Origin of the sequence: Streptomyces cylindrosporus (assembly GCF_022698165.1) — a bacterium.
Taxonomy (GTDB): Bacteria; Actinomycetota; Actinomycetes; order Streptomycetales; family Streptomycetaceae; genus Streptomyces; species Streptomyces cylindrosporus.
In genome coordinates, this window is sequence record NZ_JALDAY010000001.1 from 610,254 (window position 1) to 625,611 (window position 15,358).

Annotated in this window: 15 protein-coding genes and 1 tRNA gene; 9 read left to right on the forward strand and 7 right to left on the reverse strand. The window is 71.0% G+C overall.

The features are described 5' to 3' along the window. Positions 1–110: 110 nt before the first annotated feature. Positions 111–329, reverse strand: coding sequence for an FmdB family zinc ribbon protein (locus MQP27_RS02610; RefSeq protein ID WP_242760512.1), 219 nt, complete (start codon positions 327–329; stop codon positions 111–113). Positions 330–586: 257 nt separating this feature from the next. Between MQP27_RS02610 and MQP27_RS02615 the strand changes: the two genes are divergently transcribed. The 3 genes from MQP27_RS02615 (at position 587) to MQP27_RS02625 (ending at position 5,101) form a co-directional block, all read left to right on the forward strand. Further along, positions 587–2,512 carry a transglycosylase domain-containing protein gene (locus MQP27_RS02615; RefSeq protein WP_242760514.1) on the forward strand — a complete coding sequence of 642 codons (1,926 nt, stop codon included), beginning with the start codon at positions 587–589 and terminating at the stop codon, positions 2,510–2,512. A 97-nt stretch (positions 2,513–2,609) separates the two neighbouring features. Beyond that, positions 2,610–3,908: a polysaccharide deacetylase family protein gene (locus tag MQP27_RS02620; RefSeq protein WP_242760522.1), complete on the forward strand. Its 1,299-nt coding sequence runs from the start codon at positions 2,610–2,612 to the stop codon at positions 3,906–3,908. Positions 3,909–3,991: 83 nt separating this feature from the next. Then, positions 3,992–5,101, forward strand: coding sequence for an amidase domain-containing protein (locus MQP27_RS02625; protein ID WP_242761362.1), 1,110 nt, complete (start codon positions 3,992–3,994; stop codon positions 5,099–5,101). A gap of 13 nt (positions 5,102–5,114) precedes the next feature. On the opposite strand, the gene MQP27_RS02630 is transcribed toward MQP27_RS02625, so the two are convergent. Together MQP27_RS02630 and MQP27_RS02635 are read right to left on the reverse strand one after the other, a co-directional pair. Next, a complete protein-coding gene (locus MQP27_RS02630; RefSeq protein ID WP_242760523.1) occupies positions 5,115–6,533 on the reverse strand; it encodes a hypothetical protein in 1,419 nt (472 codons plus the stop codon). An 80-nt stretch (positions 6,534–6,613) separates the two neighbouring features. Next, the gene (locus MQP27_RS02635) at positions 6,614–7,396 is read right to left on the reverse strand and encodes a DUF4097 family beta strand repeat-containing protein (protein ID WP_242760525.1); all 783 of its coding nucleotides are present in this window, start codon (positions 7,394–7,396) and stop codon (positions 6,614–6,616) included. A gap of 171 nt (positions 7,397–7,567) precedes the next feature. On the opposite strand from MQP27_RS02635, the gene MQP27_RS02640 reads away from it, so the two are divergent. Further along, positions 7,568–7,639 (forward strand) — tRNA-Val (locus tag MQP27_RS02640). 74 nt (positions 7,640–7,713) lie between these two features. Here the strand turns inward: MQP27_RS02640 and MQP27_RS02645 are convergent. Continuing rightward, a complete protein-coding gene (locus MQP27_RS02645; protein ID WP_242760527.1) occupies positions 7,714–8,058 on the reverse strand; it encodes a DUF8825 domain-containing protein in 345 nt (114 codons plus the stop codon). A 112-nt stretch (positions 8,059–8,170) separates the two neighbouring features. Between MQP27_RS02645 and MQP27_RS02650 the strand changes: the two genes are divergently transcribed. Genes MQP27_RS02650 through MQP27_RS02660 form a run of 3 tightly spaced genes read left to right on the forward strand, consistent with a single transcriptional unit; the run spans position 8,171 to position 10,905 of the window. After that, positions 8,171–9,043 (forward strand): alpha/beta hydrolase, encoded by an 873-nt coding sequence (locus MQP27_RS02650; protein ID WP_242760529.1) that lies wholly within the window; start codon positions 8,171–8,173, stop codon positions 9,041–9,043. Positions 9,044–9,069: 26 nt separating this feature from the next. Then, complete coding sequence (locus MQP27_RS02655; RefSeq protein ID WP_242761364.1) at positions 9,070–10,323, forward strand: MFS transporter; 1,254 nt, start codon at positions 9,070–9,072, stop codon at positions 10,321–10,323. 54 nt (positions 10,324–10,377) lie between these two features. Then, positions 10,378–10,905, forward strand: a complete 528-nt coding sequence (locus MQP27_RS02660; RefSeq protein ID WP_242760530.1) for a GNAT family N-acetyltransferase — start codon at positions 10,378–10,380, stop codon at positions 10,903–10,905. Positions 10,906–10,948: 43 nt separating this feature from the next. Here the strand turns inward: MQP27_RS02660 and MQP27_RS02665 are convergent, their stop codons facing one another. Beyond that, positions 10,949–11,851 (reverse strand): ketopantoate reductase family protein, encoded by a 903-nt coding sequence (locus tag MQP27_RS02665; protein WP_242760532.1) that lies wholly within the window; start codon positions 11,849–11,851, stop codon positions 10,949–10,951. A 92-nt stretch (positions 11,852–11,943) separates the two neighbouring features. Here MQP27_RS02665 and MQP27_RS02670 point away from each other — a divergent pair, with 92 nt between their 5' ends. After that, positions 11,944–12,168: a DUF2277 domain-containing protein gene (locus tag MQP27_RS02670; protein WP_242760534.1), complete on the forward strand. Its 225-nt coding sequence runs from the start codon at positions 11,944–11,946 to the stop codon at positions 12,166–12,168. Positions 12,169–12,180: 12 nt separating this feature from the next. Here the strand turns inward: MQP27_RS02670 and MQP27_RS02675 are convergent, their stop codons facing one another. Further along, positions 12,181–12,792: a DedA family protein gene (locus MQP27_RS02675; protein ID WP_242760536.1), complete on the reverse strand. Its 612-nt coding sequence runs from the start codon at positions 12,790–12,792 to the stop codon at positions 12,181–12,183. Between the two features lie 247 nt (positions 12,793–13,039). Here MQP27_RS02675 and MQP27_RS02680 point away from each other — a divergent pair, with 247 nt between their 5' ends. After that, positions 13,040–13,579, forward strand: coding sequence for a superoxide dismutase family protein (locus MQP27_RS02680; RefSeq protein ID WP_242760538.1), 540 nt, complete (start codon positions 13,040–13,042; stop codon positions 13,577–13,579). 107 nt (positions 13,580–13,686) lie between these two features. Here MQP27_RS02680 and MQP27_RS02685 read toward each other — a convergent pair whose 3' ends face one another. Next, positions 13,687–15,315 carry an alkaline phosphatase D family protein gene (locus MQP27_RS02685; RefSeq protein WP_242760540.1) on the reverse strand — a complete coding sequence of 543 codons (1,629 nt, stop codon included), beginning with the start codon at positions 15,313–15,315 and terminating at the stop codon, positions 13,687–13,689. Between the last annotated feature and the right edge of the window lie 43 nt (positions 15,316–15,358).

Genomic DNA, 15,358 nt, shown 5'->3' on the forward strand with positions numbered 1-15,358 from the left:
GGCCGAAGGCTGGGGGACGTCGGCGAGTGACGACAACGCGGCTGGGGGTGCCCCCTCTGGGGGAGTGCGTGCCAGACCCCGCGACGCCGGCATGATCCGCCGGACAGGCCCTAGCCGCAGCACCCTCCACCGCAGCACCCGCCGCCGGCCTTCGGCGCCGCGGCGGGTGCGCTGGCCGTGGCCGTACCTCCCACCGCCACGGTGGACAGCAGCTTCACCGTGTCTCCGTGCCCGGCGGGGCAGTTCGCGGGGGCGGAGGACTCGGCCATCGGGCGGCTCAGTTCGAACGTGTCGCCGCAGGTCCGGCAGCGGTATTCATAGCGAGGCATGCGACCAGGTTAGCGGCGCCCCGCGGCCGTACGTGTGATCCAAGTCTCAAGCCCGCCATGTTCCTTACTGATCGGTATGTGATCGTTCCTGTCGGATTCGGATGTGGAGGACCTGCGAAGATCGTTGATATTTTTCGAGCGTGACCGGGACAGCACAGCGTAGTGGCCGGCCGGCTGACCACCGCCGCCCACGCCGCCGACGGGCGGCACCCAAGCGGTCCCCCTGGAAGTCGTTACGGCAGCGTCTCGCCCCGGCGTTGCGCCGCTTACGTCCCGCCTACCCCCGCCCCGACCGCGCCGGCTGGCGCCGCTGGCTGCCCTCCCCGCGCCAGTGGCTCGGCGGCCTCCTGGGCGCCGTCGGCCTGCTGGCCCTCTTCCTCGTCGGCGCCTACGCCGCCACCGACATACCGACGAACCTCAACAGCTACGCCACCCAGCAGGACAACGTCTACTTCTGGTCCGACGGCACCCCCATGGCCCGTACCGGCTGGGTGCGGCGGCAGGCGATGCCGCTGAAGGACATACCCGAGGACGTCCGCTGGGCCGTGCTCGCCGCCGAGAACGAGAGCTTCTACTCCGATCCCGGCATCTCGGTGAAGGGACTGACACGTGCACTGTGGCGCACGGTCGGCGAAGGGGACACCGAGGGCGGCTCGACCATCACCCAGCAGTACGTCAAGAACGTCTACCTGACCCAGAACCAGACCGTCAGCCGCAAGTTCACCGAGGCGATGATCGCCCTCAAGCTCGACAACCGGATGAGCAAGGACCAGATCCTCGAGGGCTATCTGAACACCAGCTGGTTCGGCAGGGGCACTTACGGCATCCAGCGCGCCGCCCAGGCCTACTACGGCAAGGACGTCACCCACCTGAACGCCAGTCAGGCCGCCTTCCTGGCCTCGCTGTTGAAGGGCGCGGGACTCTACGACCCCACCCTCTCCAAGGCCAACCACAAGCGTGCCGTGGAGCGTTGGTCCTGGACGCTCGACCGGATGGTGAAGATAGGGAAGCTGTCGGCGGCCGAGCGGGCGACGTACAAGAAGTTCCCCGAACCGCTCAAGTCGGCCCGCACCTACGACACCGGCAAGCAGAGCGACTACCTGGTCGAACTCGCCCAGCAGTACGCCAAGAAGGCCGCGCACATCTCCGACAAGCAGTTCGACCTCGGGGGCTACCAGATCTACACGACCTTCGACCGCGAACGGGAGACCGCGCTGACGGACGCCGTCGCCAAGGCCCGCAAGCAGGCGAAGAAGGACGCCCCGAAGCTCGCCGCCACCGCCCACTACGGCGCCGCCTCCGTCGCCACCGACGGACGGATCCTCGCCGTCTACGGCGGCCCCGACCACCGTACGCAGGGCTACAACGAGTCCAACGCCAGTACCGTGCGGGCCGGTTCGGCCTTCCTGCCCTTCGTCTACGCGGCCGGACTCGAACACGGCGTCCGCAAGACCCGCTCCGGACCCACCACCGAAGTCACCCCGCAGACCCTCTACGACGGCGACGACGGGGTGCCCGTGACCACGCCCGAGGGACCGTACTGGGACCGCAGCGGCAAGGTGGTCACCGCGCACAACGACGGCAACAAGTCGTACGGGCGGATCGCCCTCGGCAAGGCCCTCGCGCAGTCCGTGAACACGCCGTTCATGCAACTCGGCATGGACACCGGCCTCGACAAGGTGAGCGCGACCGCCGAGGCGGCCGGGCTGCTCGAATCCAGCATCGGACCACAGGTGCCCGCGCTCTCCCTCGGCAACTCCACACCCAGCGCCATCCGGATGGCCAGCGGCTACGCCACCTTCGCCGCCGAGGGGAAACACACCGAGCCGTACTCGGTGCGCCGCATCACCCGCAACGGCGCCACGGTCCCGCTCGCCACCCCCACCGCCCGGCGGGCGATCACCGCCCGGGTCGCCGAGCAGGTCTCCGCGGCCCTGACCGACGCCCTCAACAGCGCCCACCCCACCGTCGCCACCCCCACCGCGGCCGGGAAGTCCGGCACCACCGCCGACGACACCGCCGCGTGGTACGCCGGCAGCGTCGACTCCGTGTCGACCGCGGTTGTCGTCTACCGCATGGACCTCGCCAAATCCCTGGAGCCGCTGCCGCTCAAGGGACTCGCAGGAACGTCCGACGACAGCGTCCCGTACGCCGTCTGGTCGGGCGCGACGGGACTCGGCTGACCCCGGGACCTGATGGGCCCGACCGACCTCTGAGGCCCGCCCGCACCCCCCACCACCCCCCTCGCAGATTGAGCACCGCATGCCCCACGAACACCGCATGCCTCGCCCTGGCCCTCGCCCGAAGCAGCCCACCGGCCGGCGCCGCAGAGCGCCGACCCGCCGCCCCGCCCGCCACGAGGTCCGCACCCTGACCGCCCTCCTCGTGGTCGCCTCGGTCGTCGCGGGCTTCCTCGTCCTGACCCGGCCGGACAACACCGCACCCGCCGCCTCCGCCTCCGGCAACCCCAGCGCCTCACCGAAGCCCACGGCCTCCGCCTCCTGGGACGGCAAGACGCACATCCTCGGCGACGGCTCCACCTCCTACACCGGCCCCCAGACAGGGGAGTTGAAGCCCGAGCCGCTCAAACCCGGTGAGAAGCCACCCCAGTTCGTCGTCTTCTCCTGGGACGGTGCACTGGAGGGCAGCGACCATCTCTTCTCCCACTACCGGGAGTTGGCGAAGAAGTACGACGCCCACATGACCTTCTTCCTCACCGGCATCTACCTCCTGCCCAAGAGCAAGAAGACCCTCTACGACCCGCCGCAGCACAAGCCCGGCGCCGCAGCGATCGACTACCCCACCGACGAACACATCCGCACCACCCTGGAGCAGCTCCGCCTGGCCTACGAAGACGGCAACGAGATCGGCACCCACTTCAACGGCCACTTCTGCGACACCAAGACCAGCGGCAAGTACTGGAGCGTCGACGACTGGAAGCAGGAGATCAACGAGTTCTACTCACTCGTCGAGAACTGGAAGACCAACACCGGCTTCACCGACGTCCCCGCCCTGCCCTTCGACTTCAAGAAGGAGATCACCGGCGGCCGCGCCCCCTGCCTGGAGGGCCAGAAGAACCTCCTCAAGGCCATGAAGAGCTACGGCTGGCGCTACGACGCCTCCTCCACCGGCGACTTCCAGATCTGGCCGACGAAGAAGGACGGCGCCTGGAACTTCCCCCTGCAACTGCTCCCCTACGAGGGCGGCAAGTACCAGGGCCTGTCGATGGACTTCAACTTCCTCTACAACCAGTCCGACGGCGAGACCGACGGCAACCCCGCCGACTACCCCCAGTGGGAACAGCAGACCGTCGACTCCTACATGGCCGGCTTCAACCGCGTGTACTACGGCAGCCGGGCCCCGCTGTTCATCGGCAACCACTTCGAGGACTGGAACGGCGGCATCTACATGAAGGCCGTCGACCGGATCGTCAAGAACGTCTGCACGAAGAAGGGCGTCAAGTGCGTGTCCTTCAAGGAACTGGCCGACTGGCTGGACGTGCAGAAGCCCGAGACCCTCGCGCAACTGCGCAGCCTCGACCCCGCGCAGTCGCCCGACTGGTCGACGGTCGTGCAATGAACCACCCCCCACTCCAAGGAGAGACCTCCGTGAGATCCAGCAAGTCCCCCGCGCTCAGAGGCCGTTGTACGGTCGTCGCCGCGATGTCCCTCTCCGCAGCGCTGCTTCCGCTGACCGCGGCCCACGCGGCGGCCCAGGCACCGGCCCCCGTCCTCACCGCGGCCACCACCGACGCCTTTGGCCGCATCGCCGACTCCGTGCTCAGCGACCGCACGGCCGCGTTGGTCGAGGGAGCCGCGCCGAGCCTGAAGACCGCCTCCGCCGTCAAGGCCACCGGCGGTGTGCGGCTGGCCGCCGACCTGGCCAAGTCCGAGACGGGCGCGGTGACTTCGCTCCACGGCACCCGCTCACGGCTTGCCGCGCTCGGCGAGGCCTACACCGACGGCGACACGAAGGTGACCGTCGACAGCACGCGCCTGCGGGGACGTACCGCCACGGTCCTGGTCACCGAGGCGACCACACTCACGTACGCGAAGATACGCGGCGACGAACCCGCCACCACCGGGTTCACCGCGCACCACGAACTGGTCTTCACCGCGGCGGCGGACGGTACCTGGCAGCTGACCCGGGAGCGGCTCACGGACCGTGGGCCGAGGCCGGTGAACGAGCCGGTCGCCACGGCCGCGGCGGCGCCGGTGCGGCCGAGCGCCGTCATCGACGCGCCGAAGTCCGCGACCACCTATCCCGCGCCGGCCAATCCGAAGAACCTCGGGTCGGGAACGACGTACAACTACGCGGCGATGGCCACGTACGCGGAGAAGTACTGGAAGAACTACAACACCGCGTACCGGCGTTACAACAGCGCCGGCGGTGACTGCACCAACTACCTCAGCCAGTCCCTGTACGCGGGTGGCTGGAAGCAGGTCACCAACTCCCGTGAGGACTACGACACCTGGTACTCCGTCACGTCCGGCGAGTCCGACACCTGGATCGGCGTCAACGAGTGGTCCTGGTTCACGCAGACCACCAAGCGGACGACCGCGCTGGCCAACGCGTACCAGATGGACATCGGTGACGTGCTGCAGATGGACTTCGACAAGGACGGCTCGAAGGACCACTCGATGATGACGACCTACCGGAGTTCGAGCGGGGTGCCGTATCTGACGTACCACGACGCGGACACGTACCGGCGGTCGCTGTCGAGCCTGATCGCTTCGTATCCGAACTCGGCGTACTACGCCTACCGGAGCTAGGGACCCACCGGAGCTAGGGCGTTGCCGATCCGCGCGATTCGCGGATCTGCGCGACCACCCCGGCCACTGTCTGCCGTACCGCTTCCGTCTCCGTGAGGAAGTGCCAGTAGTCGGGGTGGCGGCCCTCCAGGGACGCGATCGCCCGGTCGAGCCGCGCCACGGAGTCGTCCAAGGGACGCGCGTGGCGCGGGTCGGGTGTCGAACGGCCCGTCATCGCCAGGCGCTGGGCGTCCCGGATCGCGAACCTCGTGCGGTCGATCTCCTGTTGGGGGTCCTTCTGCACGGCGTTCAGGCGCTGCAGGCGGTCGCGGGCCGCCGACACCGACTCGTCGGTGGTGTTGAGCAGGGCCCGCACCGTCGACAACAGGGAGGTCGCGTCCGGCCAGCGCTGGGCGTCCCGCGCCGACTGGGCCTCCTTCAGCTTCAGTTCGGCCTGGCGGACGTTCTCCACGGCCTGGTCGGGCACGTGCTGGAGGTCCTGCCAGCAGGCCGCGGAGAAACGGCGGCGCAGCTCGCTCAGGATCGGCTCGACCTGGCCGGCCCGCGTGGTCAGCGCCTCCGCACGGGTACGCAGCGACACCAGGCGGTGGTCGATCTCGGCGGCCCTCTCCGGCAGCCGCCCGGCCTCCACCCGGATCGCCTCGGCCTCCCGCGCCACCCGCTCGGCCCGCTCCAGGGTCTGCGGCACACCGTGCTTCCCGGCACCCTGGTTGAGCTTGGTCAGCTCGGGCCCGAGAGCGGCGAGACGGGCGGCGAGGTCGTCCGCCCTGAGCTTCGTCTCCCGTACGGCATCCAGCGCGTTCGACGCGGCGAGCAGCCCCTGCCGGGCCCGCTCCACCGCGGGGGCGAGCCGGGCCAGCTGGGTCTCGGCCTTGCCGAGCAGCGGGCCGAGGCTGTCGCCGAAGCGGTCCAGCTCCCGCTTCACGTTCGTGAGCTCGTCCTTGGCCCGGGTGAGCTCGGTACGCGCGCGTGCGGCGACCGACGCCTCCAGGTCGTCGCGGTCGAGGTCATGGGAGTCGACGGCCTCGATGTAGTGACCGCTGGCCTCGTCGATACGGCGGCCGAGCGCCTCGAAGTCGGAGACGGCCCGGCGCGCGGCGGGCGAGTCGTCGACGGCCGTGATCGTCTCTATCGAGATCCGCAGGTCACGCTGGGCGGTGTCCAGCTCGTAGAACGCGGCCGCGGCGGCGTCCTTCGCGGCCTGCGCCTCGGCCCGCTGCCCCTCGGCACGCCCGCCGAACCAGCGCCGGGTGCCACCGCCGGCGAACGCGGCGGGCAGCGCGAACGCGGCGACGAGGGGGAGGGCGGCAAGGAGGGTGACGGTGTCCTTGAAGGCCTGGCGGTGTGCAGCGCGCGCTTTACGGTCTGCGCGCGCCCGGCGCTCCGCGCGCGGCACCAACGGCGAGTACGGCTGCGAAGGTGTCGCCGTCACATCCCTCTCCCGTGCTGTCATCCGTCCTGGCCGGTGGTTGTTTCATTCTCCCACCCGGAGAGGACGAACACACGGGCCGGTCAGTTCGCGGTGCCGACTGTGACTTTTCCGTCGCTCGTACGGGCCGTCACCACGTGTGAACTGGAGTCGGAACGGGGAACGGACACGTCCACCGACCCGTCACCCGTCTCCGTCGTCACCCGGTACGTGGCCCTGGGCAGCGCGATGGTGACGGAACCGTCGTGACTGCGGGAGTCGACCAGGTCGGGTACGGCACCGAGTTCGAGGTGCACGGACCCGTCGCCGGTCTCGGCGCGCACCTGCCGCGAATCGACGTCGGCGTGCACGGAGCCGTCGCCGGTGTGCAGCGTCAGCGGCCCGCTGGAGTCCGTGACATGCACGGACCCGTCGCCCGTACGAATACTGAGCGCGTCCTCGAACCCTCGCGCGCGTACGCTCCCGTCGCCGTCCTCCACCTCGACCCGGACTCCCCGGGGCACCTCGATGCGGTGCTTGGCGGAGCAGTCGGCGACGACGCCGGAGCACTTCATCCGCAGGGTGAGCCGGTCGTCCTTCATGGACCAGGTCACCTCGGGGTCCTTCCCGATGGCCACGGACCCCTGGAACCACCGGGTGACCTCCACCTTGCCCGCCGGGTTCCCGTCCGCGGCGACGATCTCCAGCGCCGAGTCGTCGGAGTCCACGGTGAGCGTCCGCCCCTCCAGCGCGAACGTCCGGTGATCGGGATCCTTGTCGTCCCCCGCGGACGCCCCGCACGCGGTGACACCCCCGACGAGAACCACGGCCCCGCCGACGGCGAGAGCGACACGAGCGGTGACGGTGCGACTGGGCAAGCGAACCATGACGATCTCCCCCTGAAACGGCCTGCGAAGGCTCCTCCGGCTGCTCTTCGACCGTAGGCAACCGGGCCCCGCACGAGGATCCGGGCCGCTCCCGGATCCGGGGTGGGGATAACCCCCGGATACGGGTTTGCGGGGCACTGCCTCGGGCAAGGTAGGCTGTCGACTCGTCTCGGGTGCGTAGCTCAGGGGTAGAGCGCCTGCCTTACAAGCAGGATGTCGGCGGTTCGAAACCGTCCGCGCCCACCGTGTGCAGTACGAGCGAGCGGCCTCCGGAGGAATCCGGGGGCCGCTCTTGCTTTGGCGGGCTGGGGTGGCGGTCACTCAGTGCGACCGTCTCCGTCCTCGTGGGCATGCTTCAGGCTCATCCGGGCCTTCACCCGGTCCCCGGTCGTGACCTCCGACCAGAAGCGGTGGGTCGTGACGAAGACCGCGAGTTCGTGTTCGCGGCGGCGGAGTTTCTCCACCTCGGCCTGTTCGTCGGGTGTCCAGCCGGGGGAGGCGGGGCGTTCCACCTTGCGCCAGCCGCCCGTGTCGCTGAAGCCGTCCAGCGGCTCGACCGACCAGGGCAGCCGCTTGAGCAGGGCCGACAGCTCGGCCCGGACCTGATGCAGCTCCTCCTGTCCGGCCAGGAGGTCGCTCGGGAAGTCGTAGGTCGTCGCCACGCCGCAATGGTACGCCTGTTCGAATTTGGGATGCGAGTTTCTTCCCGGGGTTCATGCGAACGAGCGAGAAAACTCGTTGAGGGCGTTCGTAGGCCCTCCTAAGTTGGCGCGCGTGACGATCGAGGTGCCGTACCAGCCGCTGCCCATTCAGCAGGCGCATGTGCGCTACGCCCATGGCCCCGACTCCGCCGTCCAGCCCGGTGTCCCCGCCGGGGAGACGATCGAGTTCGACTGGGACGACAGCGCCGTCTACCCGGGAACCTCACGGAAGTTCTGGGTGCACGTACCCGCGCGGTACGAGGCCTCGGAGCCGGCGTCGCTGATGGTGTTCCAGGACGGGTGGTGGTACCTGGATCCCGAGGGAGACGTCCGCGGCGCGATCGTCCTGGACAATCTCGTCCACCGCGGGGACATTCCGGTCACCATCGGTGTGTTCGTCGATCCCGGGGTCTTCCCGGGTGCCGAGCATCCCAAGAACCGCAACGCCGAGTACGACGCCTACGACGACCGGTACGCCGACTTCCTCCTGACGGAGATCATCCCCGAGGTCACGAAGCGCTACTCGATCTCCGAGGACCCCGACCGCTGGGGCATCTGCGGCGGCAGCAGCGGCGGCAACTGCGCCTTCACCGCGGCGTGGCTGCGCCCGGACAGGTTCCGCCGGGTGATCGGGTACCTGTCCAGCTTCACGCAGATGCCGGGCGGCAACCCGTACCCCGAACTCATCCCCCGCGTCCCGCGCAAGCCGCTGCGCATCTTCCTGCAGGCAGGCCATCGCGACCTGCGCTGGAACGAGCCCGAGGCGAACTGGCTCGCCAACAACCTGCGCGTCGCCGCCGCGCTCGCGGAAGCCGGCTACGACTTCCGCCTCGTCCTGGGCGACGGCGGCCACAGCCCCAACCACGGCGGGGTCCTGCTCCCCGACGCCCTCCGCTGGCTGTGGCGCCCGGACGACCACCCGAACCGGCCGGTGGCAGTGGAGTGAGAGGCAGGGTCCCTCCCTCTTCCAGCCTGTGGCGCGACGGGGACTTCCGTCGGCTCTGGTTCGGCCAGACCGTCTCCCAACTGGGCGAACAGGCAAGCATGGTGGTACTGCCGCTGTTCGCCGTCCTGGCGCTGCATGCGAGCGCCGGTCAGTTGGGCGCCCTGCGTGCGGTGGGGCAGGTGCCGATTCTGCTGCTGTCGCTCCTCGCCGGGGTGTGGGTGGACCGGTGGCGCACGCGCACGCTGATGGTGGTGACCGACGCCGGCCGGGCCCTGGCGCTCGGCGCTGCCGCCGTGGCCGGGCTCCTCGGCGTGCTCGGTCTGCCCGCGCTGCTTGTGGTCGCCTTCGCCGTCGGCGCGCTGTCCGTGTTCTTCGACGTGGCCTACCAGACGTCCTTGGTGCGGCTGGTGGAGCGCGATCAGCTGGTACGGGGCAACAGCGCGCTGGAGGGCAGCCGGTCGGCCGCGCAGATCGGCGGCCCCGCTCTGGGCGGCGCTCTGATGTCCGCGTTCTCGGGGCCGATCGCCGTCGCGGCCGGTGCGGTGTTCTTCGCGTTCTCGTTCCTTTCGATACGACGGAACAGCCGCCCCGAATCCATACGGCAGCCCTCCGAGCGCCGTCCCCCTCGGCTCTGGCGGCAGATCCACGAGGGCGTCCGTTTCGTCGCCGGTGACAGCTCGCTGCGTACCGTGTGTCTCGCGTCGGCCGCCTTCCAGTTCTCCTTCGCGGCCGTGATGACCGTCTATCTGCTGTTCCTGCCAAGGGACCTGCATCTGTCGGGCACGGCCGTCGGACTGGCCCTCGCGGCGACGGGGCCGGGCGCGCTCCTGGGCTCCCTGCTCGCCGCCCGCCTGCCGAGCCGCTTCGGGTACGGCACCGTACTCGTGTCCGCGGCCGCACTCGGCGACGGCGTGTTCCTCCTCGTACCAGCACTCCACGGCTCGCCCACGACGACATCGGCCGCGCTCCTCACGGTCAACTTCGCCTTCGGGACCTTCAGTCAGCTCGTGAACGTCACCGTCATGGCCGTCCGCCAGACCGTCACACCCGACGCCATGCAGGGCCGCGCGGCCGCGACGATCAACTTCGTGGGCATGGGAACGACCCCGCTCGGCTCCCTGCTCGGTGGCGTCCTCGCGGAGGCATGGGGCACGCGCGTCAGCCTCCTGGTGATGGCCGCGTGCATGCTGCTGTCGCCGGCGCTGATGGCCTTGTCCCCACTTGCCCGCCTGGGGCGGACGCTTCCCGCGCCACCGGAGGCTCCGGTCCCGGTCGCATGACGGCACGGCACTGGAGGCGGTCGCGTTGTCAGACCCGCGTTCTACCGTGGCGGTATGGACGGATCGGGCGTGGGTGTGGGTGTGGAGCGGGTGCGGTTGGTTGCCTGGTCGGAAGGGGACTTCTGGCTGTTGCGGCGGAACAACAGTCCCGAGATGACCGAGCACTTGGGCGGGCCGGAGAGCGAGGAGAAGCTCGCCGCGCGGCATCGGCGGTATCAGGAGGTGGAGCCCGGGCGGATGTACCGAATAGAGCTCGCGGAGAGTGGCGAGAGTGTCGGGTCGATCGGGTTCTGGGAGAAGGAGTGGCGGGACGCGACGGTGTGGGAGACCGGGTGGGGGGTGCTGCCCGAGTTCCAGGGGCGAGGGCTGGCCGCGGCGGCGGCGCGGGAGGTCGTACGGGCGGCACGGGAGGCGGGGCTGCACCAGTACCTGCACGCGTTCCCGGGCGTCGACCACCCCGCGTCGAACGCCGTGTGCCGCAAGGCCGGTTTCACCCTCCTCGGGCCGGTCGAGTTCGAGTACCCGAAAGGCCACTGGATGACGTCCAACGACTGGCGGGTCGACCTGTGGGCGGCCGGTTGACGCCTGGTGGGTGAGGTGTCAACCGGCCGGTGGGGCAACGGTGTTATCCGATGCCGGCCGCCAACTCCCGTACCACTCGCGCCGTCACCGGCACGCTCATCCCGTGCCGTTCCGCCGCGCGCAGCAACGCCCCGCCGATCGCGTCCAGTTCGAGCGCCCGGCCCGCCTCCGCGTCACGCTGCATCGACGACTTGGTCTGCGGTGGGAAGGCGTCGTAGCGGGCGAGGGCCTGGGTCGGGTCCGACGGGCCGCCGCAGGCGCGGCTCACCGCGGCCGTCTCCGTCACCAGCGCGGTCAGTTCGTCGCGGTGCAGGGTGCGGACGTCGCCCAGGGGGAGCGCGTACCGCGTAGTGAGGAGCGCGAACGGGGCCAGGAACGACATCTTGGCCCAGAGCGCCGACGTCTCGTCGTCCAGGACACGGGTCGTCGGGCCGGAGGCGCCAAGGGCCTCCGCCAGCGCGTCGAGCCGGGACCGGTCCACGCCGTCCCCGGTCAGGTCGATCTCCGCGAACGGGCTGCCGTGCTCGATCACCCCCGCCGCGACCCGGGTCGACTCCACGCGGATGACGGCGGGGGCCACCAGGTCGGGGCGGTAGCGGGCGCGCAGGGTCGCGGGGTGTTCGACGCCGTTCAGGAACGGTACGAGGAGGGCGTCGCCCAGCGTGGCCGGCGGCACGCGTTCCAGCGCGGCGTCCAGGGCCGTGTGCTTGACCGCGACCAGGCACGCGTCGACCGGCTCGCGCAGCTCGGTGTCCGCCTCCACGCGGGCGGTGAAGTCGCCGAACAGCCCGCTGCGGACGCGGATCCCGTCCGCGCGGAGTGCGTCGGCCGTCTCCTTGCCGGACAGGCAGACCACCCGGTGACCGGCCCGCGACAGCAGTGCCGCGAGCAGCCCGCCGATGCCGCCCGGGCCCAGGACCGCCACCGTGAGTTCGTCGTTCGCCATGATTCTCTTGTCCCTTCGTCGGTCGGCCCCTGACGGTGGCCGCCTCGGAAAGGATCATCGCAGGCGCGGGGGAGTTGGGGGAGACTGGTTGCATGTGCCGGAGCATCAAGACCCTTCGCCCGCCCGCGTTGCCCGAAGAGGCGACGGAGGAAGAGATCAGGGCCGCGGCCCTGCAGTTCGTGCGGAAGGTGTCCGGCTTCCGGGCGCCGGCCGCGCACAACCGGGAGGTGTTCGACCAGGCCGTGGAGGCGATCACCGAGGCCACGGCCGAACTGCTCGCGGGGCTGGAGATAAGGGGCCAGAAGGCATCCGCGTAACACGCGTCAGCGCTACGACGCCTTCGTCGGCCGGCGCATCACATACGCCGCCCCCGCCCCCGCCCCGAACAGCGCCAGCACCGACACCCCGGTCGCCAGCCACGTCGTACCGAGCCACTGGCCGCCGTAGTAGCCGAGCGCCACGCTGTACACCGCCCAGGTCAGACCCGCCAGCGCCGACCAGGGCAGGAAGTCGCGGGCCCGGCGGTGGGCCGCGCCCGCGCCGAGGGAGACGACCGAGCGGCCGGCCGGGGCGAAGCGGGCGAGGATGACCAGGGCGCCGCCGCCGCGGGCCAGGGCCGCGCCGAGACGTTCCTGCGCGGAGGTCAGCCGGCGGGAGCGGGCGATCGCGCGGTCCAGGCGGGCGCCACCGCGCCAGGCCAGGCGGTAGGCGACCAGGTCGCCGAGGAGCGAGGCCGAGGCCGCGCAGAGGGTCAGCGCGATGATGTCGGGCACCGCGTGCGGCACCTGGCCGGTCGCCGAGCCTGCGGCCGCCGCCGTGGCGGCCGTGATCACCAGTACGCCGCTCGGCAGCACCGGCAGGAACACGTCGAGCAGCACCGACAGCGCCACCATGGCGTAAATCCAAGGGCTGCCCGTCAGCGACCCCACACTCTCCAGCACCACGACTCCCCGTGAACTCCCCCGTTGGCCAGACCGTGCCGCGACGTCGCGGGGGAGCGGCAGGGGCGGCCAGTAACAGCCATACAGCGTACGCCTGGAGTGTGACAGCAGTTTCATGGGGGGCGCGTGTGATCGGCACAGGACGTTCACCCGGCTGCCGTCTCCCGGGCGGCGGGGCCCGCCGTCGTCCCGTAGCACGGAAGGAGGAGTGACCAGTCGAGCACACAACGTGAGGAACGGTGGGCAGATGGTGGCAGGAATATGCGCGGGCGCCGTCGCGGCGGCCGTGCTGGCGGCCGGCACCGGCGGTGCCCACGGCTACTGGATGCGGACGGACGCGCGGTTCGCGCCGCCGTCGGCTCTCGTGCCGTCGGCCGCGGTGACGTATGACATGGCACTGGTCCCGGCGGCCGCCTGGATCGAGGTGAGCCAGCGGACCGAGGAGAGCGGCGCGACGACCGTGAAGCTGCGGGTCGACGGGCTGAAGCCCGGGCACGAGTACGGCGTCCACGTGCACCAGAAGCCCTGCGCCGCCGACCCGGCCGCCGCGGGCGGGCACTACCAGCACGAGAAGGGCACGGACGAGGCCCACGTCAACGCGGCCAACGAGGTCTGGCTGGACTTCACCGCCGACGACCACGGCGCCGGGGCGGCGAGCGCCCGCCACGACTGGGGCTTCCGGCAGGGCGAGGCCTCCTCGGTCGTGATCCACGACATGCCGGGCACCCACGGAACGCGGGTCGCCTGCTTCACGGTCCCCTTCGGCTGGACCGCGGGCACCTCCTGAACGGACGCGAAGGGCCTTCCCGCACACAGGGGGAAGGCCCGGCTGCGGTGGCGGTGGCGGTGGCGGTAGCGGTGGACAACACATGTCTCAGACACCGCACTTCACCCTCACGCGGTGGTCAGCGTGGACTCCTCCACCGTCTTCAGCGCGCCGCCCGCCCGCGCCTCCTCCAGCCGCAGCCGCGCCGAACGTCCGCGCAGCGTCAGGGTCATGAGCTGGTTGCCGAACCAAGGCCCGCCCGTCTTGCGCCACTTGACGGCCGTCGGCGCACAGCGTCCGTGCCGGGCGAACCGCCGCCCCAGCGCCCGGGCCACCGCGCTCCAGCCGAAGCGGAAGCCGAGCCGTATCGCGAGCGGGATGGCGTTGTGCACGGGCGAGCAGGTCAGCTGGAGCACCCGGGCGTCCGGCGCGCCGGTCGGCCAGACCGGCTCGGCCACGTACGCGTGGTGCACGTCTCCCGACAGCACCAGCACGCTCGCCGGCGCCCGCGCCCCCGTACCCGCCTCGGCGATCAGCGCGGCCAGCGCCGCGAAGGAGGCCGGGAACGCCGCCCAGTGCTCCAGGTCCGCCCGCCGCCGCAGGTCCTCCCCGAACCGCGCCCAGCGTGCGCCCCGGTCGCCCCGGCACAGGGCCGCGTTCCACGCCTCGGCGTCGTGCACCAGGTGGGGCAGCAGCCAGGGCAGCGAGGTGCCTATGAGGAGATGGTCGTACGACCCTGGCCCCTCCAGTGCCTGCTCGCGCAGCCACTCCGCCTCGCCCGGGTCGAGCATCGACCGGGCCTCCTCGTCGAGGACGCGGGCGGCCCGGGTGTCCACCATCAGCAGGCGTACGCGGCCGAAGTCGCGCCGGTAACTCCAGCGCACGGAGGCCGGGTCGGCGTCCGCCTTGCAGGCGAAGGCGCGCAACTCGTCGGTGCCGTCGGGGAGTTCGCGCACCGCCGCGTACAGCGGGTCGGTGGCCAGCTCGGCCGGGGAGAGGTTGCCCAGGTGCTGGTGGACCCAGTACGACATCAGGCCGCTCAGCAGCCGCTCGCGCCACCACGGGGTGGCCCGCATGTCGGCGAGCCAGGCGGCGGAGGTGTTCCAGTCGTCGATGACGTCGTGGTCGTCGAAGATCATGCAGCTCGGCACGGTGGACAGCAGCCAGCGCACCTCGGGGTCGAGCCAGGACTCGTAGTAGAGGCGGGTGTACTCCTCGTAGTCGGCGACCTCGCTGCCCGGCGGGTCGCTCAGGTCCCGGCGCGCGGCCAGCCAGCGGCGGGTGGCGGCGGAGGTCTCGTCGGCGTACACCTGGTCGCCCAACAGCACCAGCACGTCCGGCCGTTCGCCGTCCGGGTCGGCCGCGATGCGCGCGGCGAGGGAGTCGAGTGCGTCCGGGCCGACGGGGTCGGGCTCGTCGGCGGGCGGGGCGGCCCAGCGGCAGGAGCCGAAGGAGACGCGGACGGCGTCGTCCTCGCCCGGGGTGCGGATGACGGAGGCCGGGAAACGGGAGTCGGGCGGCGGCCACACGGGGGTGCCGTCGAGGAGGACGTCGTACGAGGTGGTCGTGGCCGGGGTCAGGCCCTCGACCTGCACCAGCGCGTAGTGGTGGCCGGCGATCTGGAAGGTGCGGGACTCACCGCCGCCGCCGTCCGCGCAGCGCACCTCGGCGGCGCACGGGCGACTCGTCTCGACCCACACGGTCGCGGACGAGCCGTCGACATACCTCAGCACTGGCCCCAGCCGCAGTTCGGCCACGCGACCCCCTCCTCCGTCGCCCCGTACGGTACGGAACGACGGA

Coding starts and splice junctions, on each gene's coding strand:
- MQP27_RS02660 (WP_242760530.1), top strand. CDS start 10,378: ATGGACGGATCGGGCGTGGGTGTGGGTGTGGAGCGGGTGCGGTTGGTT.
- MQP27_RS02635 (WP_242760525.1), bottom strand. CDS start 7,396: ATGGTTCGCTTGCCCAGTCGCACCGTCACCGCTCGTGTCGCTCTCGCC.
- MQP27_RS02620 (WP_242760522.1), top strand. CDS start 2,610: ATGCCTCGCCCTGGCCCTCGCCCGAAGCAGCCCACCGGCCGGCGCCGC.
- MQP27_RS02680 (WP_242760538.1), top strand. CDS start 13,040: ATGGTGGCAGGAATATGCGCGGGCGCCGTCGCGGCGGCCGTGCTGGCG.
- MQP27_RS02670 (WP_242760534.1), top strand. CDS start 11,944: ATGTGCCGGAGCATCAAGACCCTTCGCCCGCCCGCGTTGCCCGAAGAG.
- MQP27_RS02665 (WP_242760532.1), bottom strand. CDS start 11,851: ATGGCGAACGACGAACTCACGGTGGCGGTCCTGGGCCCGGGCGGCATC.
- MQP27_RS02625 (WP_242761362.1), top strand. CDS start 3,992: ATGTCCCTCTCCGCAGCGCTGCTTCCGCTGACCGCGGCCCACGCGGCG.
- MQP27_RS02610 (WP_242760512.1), bottom strand. CDS start 329: ATGCCTCGCTATGAATACCGCTGCCGGACCTGCGGCGACACGTTCGAA.